This window comes from Rhizobium sp. BK008, assembly GCF_014197345.1.
In the GTDB taxonomy this organism is placed as follows: Bacteria; Pseudomonadota; Alphaproteobacteria; order Rhizobiales; family Rhizobiaceae; genus Rhizobium; species Rhizobium anhuiense.
In genome coordinates this window covers 283,205-297,533 of the sequence record NZ_JACIFK010000007.1, presented here as the reverse complement: position 1 = coordinate 297,533, position 14,329 = coordinate 283,205, and the positions used below count along the sequence as shown (strand labels likewise).

Sequence of the window (14,329 nt, the reverse complement as noted above, 5' to 3'; positions counted from 1 at the left end):
AATCGACGAAGGCATGGCAGCCGCTCTTTTATCGCCTTTTCATCTCTGTTATGAGATTGACGTTTTCGTAAACGTCAATGGAAGTGATGAACCATGGCCCTGCCCGCGATCCTGAGGGATAAACTGAGACTGCCGGTCATCGGCTCGCCGCTGTTCATCATCTCGCATCCGGCGCTGACGCTGGCGCAATGCAAGGCGGGCGTCGTCGGCGCCTTTCCGGCGTTGAACGCTCGGCCGGAAAGCCAGCTCGACGAATGGCTGGCCGAGATCACCGAGGAGCTTGCCCGCCACGACGCCGCCCATCCCGAGCGGCCGGCCGCCCCCTTTGCCGTCAACCAGATCGTCCACATGTCGAACAAGCGGCTGGAGCACGACCTCTCGCTCTGCGTCAAATACAAGGTGCCGATCGTCATCTCCTCGCTCGGCGCCGTGCCCGAGGTCAACGCCGCCGTCCATTCCTATGGCGGCATCGTGCTGCATGACATCATCAACAACCGCCACGCCCATTCGGCAATCCGCAAGGGGGCGGACGGCTTGATCGCGGTTGCGGCCGGCGCCGGCGGCCATGCCGGCACGCTGTCGCCCTTTGCGCTGATCCAGGAAATCCGCGAATGGTTCGACGGGCCGCTGCTGCTCGCCGGCGCGATTTCCACCGGCGGCGCGATCCTCGCCGCAGAAGCGATGGGCGCCGACATGGCCTATATCGGCTCGCCCTTCATCGCCACGCAAGAGGCGCGCGCCGCCGACGCCTACAAACAGGCGATCGTCGAAGGCGCCGCTGGCGACATCGTCTATTCCAACTATTTCACCGGCATACACGGCAACTACCTCAAGCCCTCGATCGTGGCGGCCGGCATGGACCCCGACAACCTGCCGCTGGCCGATCCCTCGAAGATGGATTTCGAGCAGGCGACCGGTGGCGCCAAGGCCTGGAAGGACATCTGGGGCAGCGGCCAGGGCATCAGCGCCATCAAGGCCGTCGAGCCGGTGGCAAACCTCGTCGACCGGCTGGAGGCCGAATACAAGGCGGCGCGCGCCCGGCTGGCGCTCTGAGCCGCGCCTTCTCGGCCCTCCCCTCTTTTTTGCCAAAGCCATGACAGGGCGCTTGAAATCTTCGAACAATGGCTGTATCAGCGCCATGCAAATCGCGGGCCGCATGCTTCGGCCGTGAAATGCCGCTTTAGCTCAGGTGGTAGAGCACATCATTCGTAATGATGGGGTCGCAGGTTCGAGTCCTGCAAGCGGCACCATTTCTTTATAAGCCTCTCTTAAAATCCTGCGTTTGCCTTGAGCTGCATTTGGCCGCTCTGCAGGCAAAATTTCAGCAATTAGAGCCTCTTCACTCATGGCGGCTGGGCTGCCCTTCATCTACATATGCGCGACCGATATCGATCGTACGAGGGCAGGTTAGCGATTAGGAGGACCTATGAGAACTTCGCTTTTAAGTATCGCGCTTTTCACATTTAGCTTGTCCGCTGCGCAGGCAGCAGACTTCCCTCTCGCCTCATGTGCCGGATGGAACGGAACGCTGGTCAGTAAGACCGGTACCGATTCAAGCACTGCAGTTATGGAAGGAAAGGTCACTCGGGCCGACTTCCAGGAATATTGCAAGCGAGACCCAGGGCATGAGACAACAGCTCATGGCGGCAAACTGACTGTAAAGCAGTGCGTGGCGGAGTACACAAAAACGAATGGAAAAGACACTTTCCGTTCCACCGCCAATTGCAGCGAAGGCACCCTATCGTTCGAACCTTCTGCGGGAGAACCGCTGCGCGTCACTTTCCCATTGCGAGAGAATTCAGACGTATCGTGTGCTTCTGGTATGCCGCCGCTGATCGAGCAGTTCAGGCTTCTCTGCCCTCAGGCGGCGCGGGAGTTTCATTTGATGGATGACGAATGAGAGGATGGCTGTTTCAACCGCCAACAGACTGGTCAGCTATCGGGCGGGCGCCAAAATCCGGACAGCCGACGCCGGGTTGCACCGCCGGTTCCGCGGAGAGCGGGACGACCGGCGAGGCCTGCCCGCAATGAAGATCGGGCCGATTGCCGCCTGACTGCCTGATGGAATGAAGGGCTCCGGGCGAGGTGGCACTCCGATCGAAGTGGCACCGGGGCCTTCGCTTCGGCCGCTCCCACCTCGGACGAAAACAACAGCTGCCGCGGGAACGGCTTTACGACTCGCGACTGCGGACGTAAAACTACCCATCACTCCGCAAGCGGCGCATCGCCCCACACCCAGCCAGCCCGCCGACATTTCCGGCCATGCGGAGCACCCGAAGAGGATCGTCATGTCGAATGCAGCGCAACGCTCGAACCGCGTGCTTATCGTCGCCACCATCATGCTCGCGACCTTCATGGTGGCGATCGAGGCGACGATTGTGGCGACCGCGATGCCGCGCATCGTCGGGCAGCTCGGCGGCTTTTCCTATTACAGCTGGGTGTTTTCGGCCTTCCTGCTGGCGCAGTCGACGACCACTGTTATCTACGGCAAGCTTTCCGACATTTTCGGGCGCAAGCCGGTGCTGATCGGCGGCATCCTGATCTTCCTCGTCGGCTCGCTGCTTTGCGGGCTTGCCTGGTCGATGATGTCGCTGGTGCTGTTCCGGCTGCTGCAGGGGCTCGGCGCCGGCGCCATCCAGCCGGTGACGATGACCATCATCGGCGATCTCTTCAAGCTCGAGGAACGCGGCCGCGTGCAGGGCGCGATGGCGACCGTCTGGGCGACCTCGGCCGTCGTCGGGCCGCTGGCCGGCGGCATCATCGTCGACAACATCTCCTGGGCCTGGATCTTCTGGATCAACCTGCCGATCGGCATCATCTCGATCATCGCCTTCATGATCTTCCTGAAGGAGGACGTGGCGCACAAGCAGGCAAAGATCGACTACCTCGGATCGGTGCTGTTTTCGATCTCGATCGTCGCACTGCTCGTCATGCTGACGGAAACCGATGCCAGCGCCTGGATTCTGATTTCGCTTTTTTCCGTCTTCGTGGTCACGGGCCTTCTCTTTCTCGCCCAGGAGAAGCGGGCGCCGGAGCCGATCATTTCGATCCCGCTCTGGAGCCGAAGGCTGATCGCGACCAGCAATGCGGCGACGCTGCTGGCCGGCATGGCGCTGATCGGGCTTTCGACAATCCTGCCGATCTATGTGCAGGGCGTGCTCGGCCGCTCGCCGATCGTTGCAGGCTTCACACTCACGATGCTGGTTGTCGGCTGGCCCCTGTCGGTGATGCTCTCCAGCCGCTTCTACAAGGCCTTCGGCATCCGCCGCACCTTGCGTGTCGGCAGCCTGCTGTTTCCGTTCGGCGCCTGTTTTCTTCTGTTCCTGACACCGGAGAGTTCGCCTGTTATTGCCGGCGCCGGCTCCTTCTTCATGGGCTTCGGCATGGGTCTCATCAGCCTCACCAGCATCGTGCTGGTGCAGGACAGCGTCGAATGGTCGATGCGCGGCAGCGCCACCGCCTCGATCATCTTTGCCCGCAGCCTCGGCAATACGCTCGGCGCCACCGTGCTCGGCGCCATCCTCAATGCCGGCATCAATCACTATGCGAGCGGCGAGGCGGCGGCGGGCCTGCATGAGGCGCTGAACCAGCCGACCGGGCTTTCGGCGCTCGCCGCCGATCCGGCCATCCGCGCCGTCTTCAATGCGGCGCTGCACTGGAGCTTCTGGGGCGTGGTCGTCGTCGCGGTGCTGACCTTCTTCACCACCTGGCTGATCCCGGTCGGGCCCGGCCGGAAGCGCGAGGGGGCGGCTGTCGCAAGCGAGGCGGCCTCGCATTAGGCGGTTCAGTTATTCACGGAAGGGCTCCGGGCAAACCGCTTCGCACGTCTCCTGAATCTCGTTGTCGACGAGATTGTCTCGAAATGCAGAGGTGATTTTCCGGACATGGCGGCCGCAACGCGCCCGGAGCGAACCTCCGGCATAGTTCCTTACAGGGCATCCCGAATATCGAAGCGGACGATCTTGTCGCCTTCGATGCGAAAGATATGCGTGACGGTCTTGTCCTTCAGGCCGTGGCTTTGCCCTTCCAGCGGCCGGCCGTCGAGGTCAAAGACCAACTGGATCACCTCGACAGCCACAGTGCCATCGTCCGTTTCCGCAAAGGCGACCGGCTCGACATGTGGACTGATGACAGCCCATTGGCGTGTCCAATAGTCGCGCACGGCCTCACGACCATGAACATGGCCGCCATCCATGCCGTTGGCCCAGGCGACATCGTCGGAAAGGACGGCGAGGACAGCGTCGATGTCCCTGGCGTTGAAGCCGGCATAGACGCGCTTGAGCATTTCGACGTCATTGTTGGACATGTCATTTCCTCAATGGAGTTTGAAAGATCAGCTTGGCGGCATCAAACGATATTGCCGAATGCCGCGCATCAATATACATATGTACGTATATATCTTATGATCAAGCGCAGGCAAGAGGTCAAGCGGAATGGATGAAGACGTGCTTTCGACGCCGGGGCATCTCATCAGTCTTGCGGCGCGCGGATTTGCGCGCTTGAGCGAAACACGCCTCAAACCGCTCGGCTTCGGTGTCGGCCAATTGCCTGTGCTGGTGGCGCTGCAAGATGGCAAGGCAAGCACGCAGCGCGATCTCGCCCGCTTTGCCAGGGTCGAGCAACCGCCGATGGCGCAGATGCTCGCCCGCATGGAGCGGGATGGCTTGATCGAGCGGACACGCGACCCGGCTGATGGTCGCAGCAGCCGCATCGTGCTGGCCAAGGCCGCGCGGGACGGCATGCCGGAGGCGATTGCGGCCTTGTTCCAGGGGAATGAAGAGGCATTGGCCGGGTTCACCGACGCGGAAGCAGGACAACTTGTCGGTCTGCTCAAGCGGCTGATCGACAATCTGGATCAGATGGCGAGCGCAGAGTCGGCGTCAGGCGATTGCTGAGTTTTGGCCAGGCGGAGAATTTCTATTCTGGGACTGTGCTGTCCTTATGCGAACTCGTGCCCTCTTTCAGCACGGATGGGTTCTTCAAAACCCGTACAAGCAGGTTCGGTTTTCGCCTGCGCGGGATGAGATCGATATCGCTGACAAGCTTTGCGCCGCCCTTGCGCCGCTCGAGCGTGATCTTGCGGCTATGGAAGGCCTCCAGTTCAGCCCGATGCGCGACGCTGATGATGGTCACGTCGGGCAATTCATCGATCACCATATGCATCATCTTATCCTGGCTCTTCTCATCGAGTGCCGAGGTTGCTTCATCCAGCACGATGATATCGGGATGGTGGAGCAGCAGGCGCGCAAAGGCGAGACGCTGCTTTTCGCCGCCCGACAGCGTCTGGTCCCAGGGCGCCTCTTCCTCGATCTTGTCGTTGAGATAATCGAGCCCGACCTTGTCGAGGGCCGCCTTGATCTTATCCAGCGTCCAGCTGTCGGCGGCGCCGGGATAGGCGACGGCACGGCGAAGCGTGCCGGACGGGATATAGGGTCGTTGCGGCAGCATGAACAATCGTCTGTCGGCGTGGAAATTGACGCTGCCGCTTCCCCACGGCCAGAGACCTGAGATCGCCCGCACCAGCGTGCTCTTGCCGGACCCGGATTCGCCGGCCACAAGCACCCGTTCGCCGGGCTCGATCTCGACCCGCGTTTCCGTGACCACGGCGGTGCCATCGTCAAGCGATACGGAGAGATCGTTGAGGCTGAGCATCGCCTCGCCTTCGGTTTCACCATGCTTGATGCGCCCGAGCGAGTCGCTCTGTTCGGCGCGCTCCAGCCCGTCGAGCGACATCATCAGCGAGGCGATGCGCCGTGCACAGGCGTTCCAATCGGCAAGACGCGGATAGTTATCAACAAGCCAGCCGAACGCCCCCTGAACGATGGCGAAGGCAGAGGCAGCCTGCATGACCTGTCCCAGCGTCATGCTGCCTTCGAGAAATTTTGGCGCGCACAGCAGGACCGGGACGACTGGCGCAATCAGCATGGATCCATGCGACACAAGCGTCGTGCGCATGTGCTGGCGGGCAAGGAGCGCCCATTGCCTGAGCACATTGGCGAAGGTCTTATCGAGGTCATTACGCTCCTCCTCTTCGCCGCCGAGCAAGGCGATGCTCTCGCCGTTTTCCCGCACATGCGTCAGCGTGTAGCGAAACTCGGCTTCTGCTTGATTTTTCGCCTCGGAGACGTGGACGAAATAGCGGCCGATGACCGCCATCGAGCTGGAGGTGATCGCGGCGTAAAGGACCGCAGTGATGACGAGAAAGCCGGGAATGGTGACGGTCCAACCTGCGATCGGCAGAGTGAGAGCCCCGCCGATCGTCCAGAGCACGACGATGAAGGTCGAGGCCGCCAGAAATGCGGAAATGACACCGGCGATGAAATCGACGGGTGCTTCGGTGGCAATCCGCAAATCCTCGGAAATGCGCGCTTCGGGGTTCTTGTGGTCGCCGCCGATGAGATTCAACTGATAGTAACGGCCGTTTGCGAGCCAGCGCGCGATGACTGCGCTTGTCAGCCAGGAACGCCACCGACGCTGGATCATCATGCGAACGGCGACTTGTACAGTGACAATAGCCACAGTTCCAAGCACGAGCGGCACGAATACAGCGCTCAGGAAATAGACGGTGCCCGCATCGTGCCGCTCTATGGCGTCGAATATCCCGCGGTTCCACAGATTGATTCCGTACTGGAAGCCGACATTCATGCCGATCAGGGCCAATAGCCCGATCGAGAAGGGCCAAGCGAACTTGTCGCCATCGCGGCTCCAGTAACGGCGCGCGCTGATCCAGAAACGTTTCAGCAAATAGCGCTTGCGCGCCTGCTCGGTCTCTTCAGGCGTTAGCTCCGGATCGGGTTGGATGGCATCTGGCGGCAGCGCGACTTCGACAGTCGATGCCTTCTCCTGGCGCGACTTCTCGGCACCGTCCGGCTCGGTGCCGTCGACCGATTTCGGTTTCAATTTAGCGTCGGTCATGTCAGCGATAACGGCTTACAAATCAAAAGGTTTCATGATGCCGGTACCGAGGATGGTATCCGGCGTCTACCCGGCAAACCGCTCGCGGTAGGCTTTCGGACTGGTACCGAAGTGGCGCAGGAAGGCCCTTCTCATGGTTTCCTCCGATCCGAAGCCACAACGCCTGGAGACCCGGGCAACAGACTGGCCTTCATCCAGCAAGCGTCGGGCGGTTTCGATCCTGATGTCTTCGATCGCCCGGGCCGGCGTCAGCCCTGTTACCTGCCGATAATGCCGCGAAAAACTGCGCGAGCTCATGTTGACCCGTGCGGCAAGAGCCGCCAGCGGCAATGGGCGGCTCAAGTTTTCCATGATCCATGCGTGCAGTTGGTCGAAACGCCCGTCATTTTCCTGCAGTGAGAGGGCCGTGCTGAATTGCGACTGTCCGCCCGGCCGCTTCAGAAAAACCACCAACTGCCTCCCGACAGCGAGCGCCGCCTTCCGACCCAGGTCGATCTCGATGAGCGCCAAGGCAAGGTCGATGCCCGCTGTCACGCCGGCGGATGTCCACATGTCGCCATCACTAACAAAAATGGGGTCAGGATCGAGGCGCACCAACGGAAAGCGTTTTGTGAATTCAGCGCAACGCTGCCAGTGCGTGACGACACGCCGTCCGTCGAGCAATCCTGCTGTCGCCAGCAAAAATGCACCGCTGCAAACGGAAGCGGTGCGCCGCGCCGCCTTTGAGCGGCCTCTGACCCATTCCACCAGATCGCGGTTTTCACAAGCCGCATTGACACCCCAGCCTCCCGCCACGACGAGCGTGTCCAGCGGCGCATCCGGCGACGGCAACGGGGAGGCTGCCAAGGCGAGACCCGACGATGTTCTTACCTGAGCGCATTGCGCCACCACGACAGTCTCATAGGGCCTCGCTTTGTCAGCAAGCGCAGCCAGATCGTTTGCCGTTGCAAAGACCTGCAAAGGGCCTGCCACATCAAGAAGCTGGCTGTCGGGGAAGGTCAGGATTTCGATACGGCGAGGGTTATTTGGCATGAACGGAGGGATGATTGGCAAACACGCCAATCATTGCTCCACTAGGATTGGGAAAGTCAATCAGGAGTTTCCCCATGCCTCTTTCTTTCGGAATCCTCGTCTTCCCCGATGTTCAGCAACTCGACCTCACCGGCCCTTACGAGGTTTTCGCCTCGGCTGAAGGCACAGAGGTTCATCTGATCTGGAAGGATTTGCGGCCCGTTCTGGCCTCTACCCGGCTGTCTTTGACGCCGACCACGACCTTTGCGGAATGCCCGCCACTCGACGTTCTCTGCATTCCGGGCGGAAGCGGTATCAACGCATTGTTGCTCGACGAGATGGTGCTCGCTTTTGTTCGGGAGCGGGCGGTGAAGGCGCGCTACGTCACGTCTGTCTGCACGGGCGCGCTGGTGCTGGGGGCGGCGGGGTTGCTCAAGGGAAAACGCGCGACGACCCACTGGAATGCGCTCGATTTCCTGCCGCGCTTTGGCGCCACGCCCGTCGAGGAGCGAGTCGTACAGGATGGCAACCTGATCACCGCAGGCGGTGTCACCTCGGGCATCGATTTCGGACTATCCGTGATTGGCGAGCTTCTGGGGCAGACAGAAGCCGAAACGGTCCAGCTCGCTCTGGAATATGCTCCCGCACCACCATTTTCTTCCGGCACGCCGAAGGAAGCTTCAGCAAAAGTGCTGGGAGATACGAGGCAGCGCCTTTCCGCATCGCGCGCCGCGCGCGAAAGGATATTGTCGCAATTGCCGGGAGATATTTGAAAGGGAATTGAGCAGCTGAAGACGCCGGCCGGTTTTTGCAGGCACCCAATGCGGCACTTTTCCCGGAATAACTCTCCCCGCCTCACGCAGTTTCACTGGCAATCTGCGGCAGGGATTGCAGCAGGGTCTGGCGGGCGGAGTGCAGATGCGCGCGGCAGGCGGTTTCGATTGCCGCCTGGTCGCCGGATTCCAGGGCTGCGATATAATCCAGATGTTCGTGGATGGCGCGTTCGTTGCGCTGGCGGGCGGCGGTCTTGTTCCACTGGTAGTGATAGTGGAAAACGATGGCGATGGCGTCGTAGAAATCGGCGATGAAGCGGTTTTTCGAGGCGCGATGGATCAACAGGTGGAAGCGCTCGTCGAGGACGGAGAAGTCCTTGAAACGCTGGTTGATGTCGGCAAGCATGGCGTGATGTTCGTCGCGCATGGCGGCGAGATCGATCCAGGCCTGGTGGTCGCGCGGAAGCCGGCCGAACTCGGCGGCGGAGTGCAGCTCGAACATCTCGCGCACATCGGCGAGCTCGAGGGCGAATTCGCGGGTGAAGCCCTTGAGCGTCCAGTGGCTGTTCGGCCGTTTCTCGATGAGGCCGAAGCGGGAGAAGCGGATCAGGAATTCGCGCACGCTTGTTGTGCCGGTGCCGATCTCGCGGGCTAGCTCCAATTCGTTGATCTGCATGCCGGGTGCTGCATCATCGGCAAGGATGCGCTGCATGAAGCTGCGCTCGATGATGTCGTGCAGGGAATCGGTTTCTTCCGAGGGAAAGAGGTCGCGGTCCGTCGGCTGGCGCAGCACGATCTTCTGGCGCTTGTTCCAGCGGATGATGCCTTCTTCGCTGAGCCGCGTCAGGATGGCGCGCGCCGTCGAGCGGCTGACGCCGAGCTGGGCGGCGATCTCCGGCTCCGAGGGCAGTGCGGTATCCGTGCGCAAGGCTGCAGCATACCTATTGTAGGCTTCCTTGAAGACCGTATTCTGCCGTGCCACCAGACCCCGCTTTCCGCCCTCGTGAGCGCCTTCCCGCTTCACAGCAGGACAGAGCGGACCGGGGCTTGTTCAAACGACCTTTAGCTTATTTCCGGTCGCCTGCGGCTCATTGCCTCCCTCGTCCACAGGATCAATATTCCCGTTGACTTGAAAATGTTTATTGTAGATAAAAAACAAAATCAATGCGCATTCGCCGATGCAGCGAGTGTTTCCTTAGAACAGGATGATTTTAGGCCGGGTCGGCCAAAAATCTGAATCCTATTCTAAATTAAAGAGTTAGAGCATGATGTCGTCCGAAAACCGCTCACAGTTTTCGGCATCATGCTCTGGGGAGAATAAATTGGACAAACTGCCTTGGATCATCCTTTCGGCCGGAGACAATGTCGCGGTCGCAACGGCGGCAATCGCGCCGGGTTCGACGGTTGCCGGCATCGAAGCCCGTCAGAAGATCGACCCCGGCCACAAGGTGGCGATAGCGGATATTCCGCTCGGGTCGCCGGTGGTGAAATACGGACAGGCGATCGGCCGCACCACTGAAGAGGTCAAGGCCGGCGACCATGTGCACAGCCACAACCTGCATTTCGAAAACGACCGGCTGGCGGCGACCGCCAATTCGGCGCCGGAGACGGCGACGGCCGACGACAAGGCGCGCACCTTCATGGGTTACCGCCGCGCCGACGGGCGGGCAGCGACCCGCAACTATATCGGCATCATCGCCAGCGTGAACTGTTCCACCACGGTCTGCCGGGCGATCGCCGACGAGGCGAACCGGACGATCTTGCCGCATTATGAGGGCATCGACGGTTTCGTGCCGATCGTGCATGACCAGGGCTGCGGCATGAGTTCGACCGGCGACGGCATGAACGTGCTGCACCGGACGCTCGCCGGCTATACCAGGCATGTGAATTTCGGCGGCGTGCTGATGATCGGCCTCGGCTGCGAGGTCAACCAGCTGACGCTGTACGGCCAGAGCGGTGCGGGCGCTTCGAAGCGGCATTTCAACATTCAGGATGCCGGCGGTTCCCGCCGCGCGGTCGAGCGGGCCATGGGCATGCTGCGCGAGATCGCTGCCGATGTCGGCAAGGAAAAGCGCGTGCCGATGTCGGTGAGCGAGATCATCATCGGCCTGCAATGCGGCGGCTCGGACGGCTTTTCCGGCATCACCGCCAATCCGGCGCTCGGTGTCGCAGCCGATCTGCTGGCGGCGGCCGGCGGTACGGCGATCCTGTCGGAGACTTCGGAAATCTATGGTGCGGAGCACCTTCTGCGCAGCCGCGCCGTCAGCGACGAGGTGGCAAAGAAGCTCGACGAGAAAATCGCCTGGTGGGAGGATTATGTCGCTCTGCACGGCGCCTCGCTCGACAACAACCCGTCGCCCGGCAACAAGCGCGGCGGGTTGACCACCATTCTGGAGAAGTCACTCGGCGCGGTTGCCAAGGGTGGGCGCTCGCCGCTGACGGCGGTCTATGGTTATGCCGAGCGGGTCACGGCCCCCGGGCTCGTCTTCATGGACACCCCCGGCTACGACCCGGTCTCGGCGACCGGCCAGGTGGCCGGCGGGGCGAATATGATCGCCTTTACCACGGGCCGCGGCAGCTGCTTCGGCTGCCGGCCGGCACCGTCCCTGAAGCTTTCCAGCAATTCGGCGCTCTATGCGTCGATGGAAGAGGACATGGACATCGATTGCGGCACCATCGCCACCGGCGACGCGACGATCAGCGGCAAGGGCCGCGAAATCTTCGACCTCATCGTCGATACGGCTTCGGGCAAGAAGACGAAGAGCGAGCTCTTCGGCTACGGCGATAACGAATTCGTGCCCTGGCATCTGGGCGCAACGCTCTAGCTTTTTGTTTTACGCAAGCCCTTGGAAAACAGCTTCACACTTTTCCCGGGATTGCTCCGGATAGACAGTTTCAGCTTCTTCGCGAGGAGGAATGATGAAGACGAGAAAGATCGGCAAGACCAAGCTGGAGGTGACCGAAATCAGTTTCGGCGCGGCAGCTCTCGGCGGTCTCTACCGTGCCTGCCCGCGCGAGCAGGCGATGGACACGCTGCAGGCGGCCTGGGATAGCGGCATCCGCTATTTCGACGTCGCGCCCTGGTATGGGCTGGGTCTCGCCGAACGGCGGGTCGGCGATTTCCTGCGCGACCAGCCGGATGGCAGCTACGTGCTTTCCACCAAGGTCGGCCGGCTGCTGCGGCCGGTGCCGACCGGCACCGTGCCCGATTACAGCTATGTCGATCCGCTCTCCTTCGACGCCGATTACGACTATTCCTATGACGGCATCATGCGCTCGGTCGAATTCAGCTATGCACGCCTCGGCCTCAACCGCATCGACATTCTCTATGTGCACGATATCGGCGTCTATACGCATGGCGCGGCGAAGAATGCGGTCCACCAGAAGCAGTTTCTCGATTCCGGCGTGAAGGCGCTGGAGGAACTCAAATCCTCGGGCGCGATCTCCGCCTTCGGCCTCGGCGTCAACGAAGTGCCCGTCTGCCTCGACGTCATGCACCATGCCGATCTCGACTGCATCCTGCTTGCCGGCCGTTATACGCTGCTCGACCGTTCGGCCGTTGCCGAACTCCTGCCGCTCTGCCGGCAGAAGGGCACGTCGCTCGTCGTCGGCGGCGTCTTCAATTCCGGCATTCTCGCCACCGGCCCGGTGCCGGGCTCGCATTTCGATTATATGCCGGCAACCGACGATGTGCTTGCCAAGGTCGGCGCCATGGAGGCGATCGCCAAAAGCCATGGGGTGCCGCTCGCGGCTCCCGCCCTGCAGTTTCCGCTGCGCGATCCGGTCGTCGCATCGGTGCTGATCGGCACGGCCAAGGCTTCGAGCCTGAAGCGCAACATGGAGATCGTCGAGCCGCGGCTTACCGACGAGATCTACGGGGAATTCGAGCCCTATACGCTGGTCGCGCCGCCGCTCGGCGCCGAAGCGGTGCGGGTCTGAGGAGACATTATGCTCAAGGGTATTCATCCATTGCTCGGCCCCGACCTGCTTCATGCGCTGAAGACGATGGGACATGGTGACGACATCGTCATAGCGGACGCCAATTTTCCCTCGGGCTCGATGGGCCCGCCCGTCATTCGCGCCGACGGCGTCAGCGCCACTGACATGGCCGAGGCGATCCTCACCCACATGCCGCTCGACACTTTCGTGCCGGAAACGGCGTGGCGGATGGAAGTGGTGGGCGATCCCGATGCGATGCCCGAAGTCTGCGCCGAGTTCCAGCAGATCGTGTCTAAGCGTGCCGGCGATTTCCGCATCGTGCCGGTGGAGCGCTTTGCCTTCTACGCGATGGCCCGCAAGGCCACCTATATCGTCGCGACGACGGAATTCCGGCTGTACGGTAACCTGATTTTGAAAAAGGGTGTCGTCCATCCGCATGAGGTTGATCTGGCCTGAACCCTATTTTAGGGTATCGTACTATTGGAATAAAATCAGTTGCTTGGGTGGAGTTTAGCAAAGCAAAAAAGCCAGATTGACGCACTTGCAATTTGATTGCGCCTCGGCTAGCTTCTCCCTGCAAATGTTTTTTATCGATAAAAATCGTCCGCCTGCGTTCAGCGGCCGATTTATTCGGAGGAGAACGCACCCTGAGAGGAGAACCCTTATGAGTATCGTGAAATCCCTTCTGTCCCGTCGCGCCTTTACGGCGCTTGCGGGTGCCGCGGTCATCGCCACGGCGATGCCGGCAACGTCGTTTGCCGCCGACGTGACGATCCCGATCATCGTCAAGGACACGACGTCCTTCTACTGGCAGATCGTTCTGGCCGGCGCGCGCAAGGCTGGCAAGGATCTCGGCGTCAACGTGCCGGAACTCGGCGCACAGGCCGAATCCGACGTCAACGGCCAGATCAGCATTCTGGAGAATGCTGTTGCCGGCAAGCCGGCCGCCGTCGTCATTTCGCCGACCGAATTCAAGGCGCTCGGCAAGCCGATCGATGAAGCCGCCAAGTCGGTTCCGATCATCGGCATTGACTCCGCTGCCGACTCCAAGGCGTTCAAGTCGTTCCTGACGACCGACAACGTTCAGGGCGGCCGCATCGCCGCCGACGGTCTTGCCGCCGCCATCAAGGGCGCCACCGGCAAGGAAGAGGGCGAAATCGTCATCCTCACCAATCTTCCGGGCGTCGGCTCGCTGGAACAGCGCCGCGAAGGCTTCCTGGATCAGGTGAAGACCAAGTATCCCGGCCTGAAGGTGATTGCCGACAAGTACGGCGACGGCCAGGCAACGACCGGCCTCAACATGATGACCGACCTGATCACGGCAAACCCGAACCTCGTCGGCATCTTCGCCTCGAACCTGATCATGGCGCAGGGCGTCGGCCAGGCGATTGCTGAAAACAAGCTCGGCGACAAGATCAAGGTCATCGGCTTCGACAGCGACGACAAGACGGTCGGCTTCCTCAAGGATGGTGCGATTGCCGGCCTCGTCGTTCAGGACCCCTACCGCATGGGTTATGACGGCGTGAAGACCGCTCTTGCCGTCTCCAAGGGCGAGAAGGTCGAAGCCAATGTCGACACCGGCGCAAACCTCGTCACCAAGGCGAATATGGCCGATCCGAAGATCGACGCACTGCTGAACCCGAAGATCAAGTAACAAAGACAGACAGGCCGCGCCGGCTTCAAAAACCGGC

Annotated in this window: 13 protein-coding genes and 1 tRNA gene; 10 read left to right on the top strand and 4 right to left on the bottom strand. The window is 61.2% G+C overall.

Going from position 1 to position 14,329, the window contains the following annotated elements; all coding sequences use genetic code 11:
- Nucleotides 1-93 precede the first annotated feature (93 nt).
- From FHT69_RS25595 to FHT69_RS25580, 4 genes are all read left to right on the top strand, one after another.
- The gene (locus FHT69_RS25595; protein ID WP_028757465.1) at nucleotides 94-1,053 is read left to right on the top strand and encodes an NAD(P)H-dependent flavin oxidoreductase; all 960 of its coding nucleotides are present in this window, start codon (nucleotides 94-96) and stop codon (nucleotides 1,051-1,053) included.
- Nucleotides 1,054-1,174: 121 nt separating this feature from the next.
- Nucleotides 1,175-1,250 (top strand) — tRNA-Thr (locus FHT69_RS25590).
- Between the two features lie 176 nt (nucleotides 1,251-1,426).
- The gene (locus tag FHT69_RS25585) at nucleotides 1,427-1,900 is read left to right on the top strand and encodes a hypothetical protein (RefSeq protein ID WP_028757466.1); all 474 of its coding nucleotides are present in this window, start codon (nucleotides 1,427-1,429) and stop codon (nucleotides 1,898-1,900) included.
- 388 nt (nucleotides 1,901-2,288) lie between these two features.
- Nucleotides 2,289-3,779: an MDR family MFS transporter gene (locus FHT69_RS25580; RefSeq protein WP_028757467.1), complete on the top strand. Its 1,491-nt coding sequence runs from the start codon at nucleotides 2,289-2,291 to the stop codon at nucleotides 3,777-3,779.
- A 149-nt stretch (nucleotides 3,780-3,928) separates the two neighbouring features.
- On the opposite strand, the gene FHT69_RS25575 is transcribed toward FHT69_RS25580, so the two are convergent.
- A complete protein-coding gene (locus FHT69_RS25575; protein WP_028757468.1) occupies nucleotides 3,929-4,306 on the bottom strand; it encodes a nuclear transport factor 2 family protein in 378 nt (125 codons plus the stop codon).
- A 127-nt stretch (nucleotides 4,307-4,433) separates the two neighbouring features.
- Between FHT69_RS25575 and FHT69_RS25570 the strand changes: the two genes are divergently transcribed.
- Nucleotides 4,434-4,895, top strand: coding sequence for a MarR family winged helix-turn-helix transcriptional regulator (locus FHT69_RS25570; protein ID WP_028757469.1), 462 nt, complete (start codon nucleotides 4,434-4,436; stop codon nucleotides 4,893-4,895).
- A gap of 22 nt (nucleotides 4,896-4,917) precedes the next feature.
- On the opposite strand, the gene FHT69_RS25565 is transcribed toward FHT69_RS25570, so the two are convergent.
- Both FHT69_RS25565 and FHT69_RS25560 read right to left on the bottom strand, forming a co-directional pair.
- Nucleotides 4,918-6,915: an ABC transporter ATP-binding protein/permease gene (locus tag FHT69_RS25565; protein ID WP_063474750.1), complete on the bottom strand. Its 1,998-nt coding sequence runs from the start codon at nucleotides 6,913-6,915 to the stop codon at nucleotides 4,918-4,920.
- 66 nt (nucleotides 6,916-6,981) lie between these two features.
- Entirely contained in the window at nucleotides 6,982-7,947 is a 966-nt protein-coding gene (locus FHT69_RS25560) for a GlxA family transcriptional regulator (RefSeq protein WP_097543248.1), read from the bottom strand.
- A gap of 74 nt (nucleotides 7,948-8,021) precedes the next feature.
- Between FHT69_RS25560 and FHT69_RS25555 the strand changes: the two genes are divergently transcribed.
- On the top strand, nucleotides 8,022-8,699 hold the full coding sequence (locus FHT69_RS25555) for a DJ-1/PfpI family protein (RefSeq protein WP_168332503.1): 678 nt from the start codon (nucleotides 8,022-8,024) through the stop codon (nucleotides 8,697-8,699).
- An 82-nt stretch (nucleotides 8,700-8,781) separates the two neighbouring features.
- Here the strand turns inward: FHT69_RS25555 and FHT69_RS25550 are convergent, their stop codons facing one another.
- A complete protein-coding gene (locus FHT69_RS25550) occupies nucleotides 8,782-9,681 on the bottom strand; it encodes a GntR family transcriptional regulator (protein WP_047617273.1) in 900 nt (299 codons plus the stop codon).
- Nucleotides 9,682-10,021: 340 nt separating this feature from the next.
- Here FHT69_RS25550 and FHT69_RS25545 point away from each other — a divergent pair, with 340 nt between their 5' ends.
- From FHT69_RS25545 to FHT69_RS25530, 4 genes are all read left to right on the top strand, one after another.
- A complete protein-coding gene (locus tag FHT69_RS25545) occupies nucleotides 10,022-11,524 on the top strand; it encodes a UxaA family hydrolase (protein WP_132573635.1) in 1,503 nt (500 codons plus the stop codon).
- 94 nt (nucleotides 11,525-11,618) lie between these two features.
- Nucleotides 11,619-12,638: an aldo/keto reductase gene (locus FHT69_RS25540; protein WP_127430993.1), complete on the top strand. Its 1,020-nt coding sequence runs from the start codon at nucleotides 11,619-11,621 to the stop codon at nucleotides 12,636-12,638.
- A gap of 9 nt (nucleotides 12,639-12,647) precedes the next feature.
- Nucleotides 12,648-13,094, top strand: coding sequence for an RbsD/FucU family protein (locus FHT69_RS25535; RefSeq protein WP_063474752.1), 447 nt, complete (start codon nucleotides 12,648-12,650; stop codon nucleotides 13,092-13,094).
- A 208-nt stretch (nucleotides 13,095-13,302) separates the two neighbouring features.
- Nucleotides 13,303-14,292: an ABC transporter substrate-binding protein gene (locus tag FHT69_RS25530; protein ID WP_048338243.1), complete on the top strand. Its 990-nt coding sequence runs from the start codon at nucleotides 13,303-13,305 to the stop codon at nucleotides 14,290-14,292.
- Nucleotides 14,293-14,329: the final 37 nt, after the last annotated feature.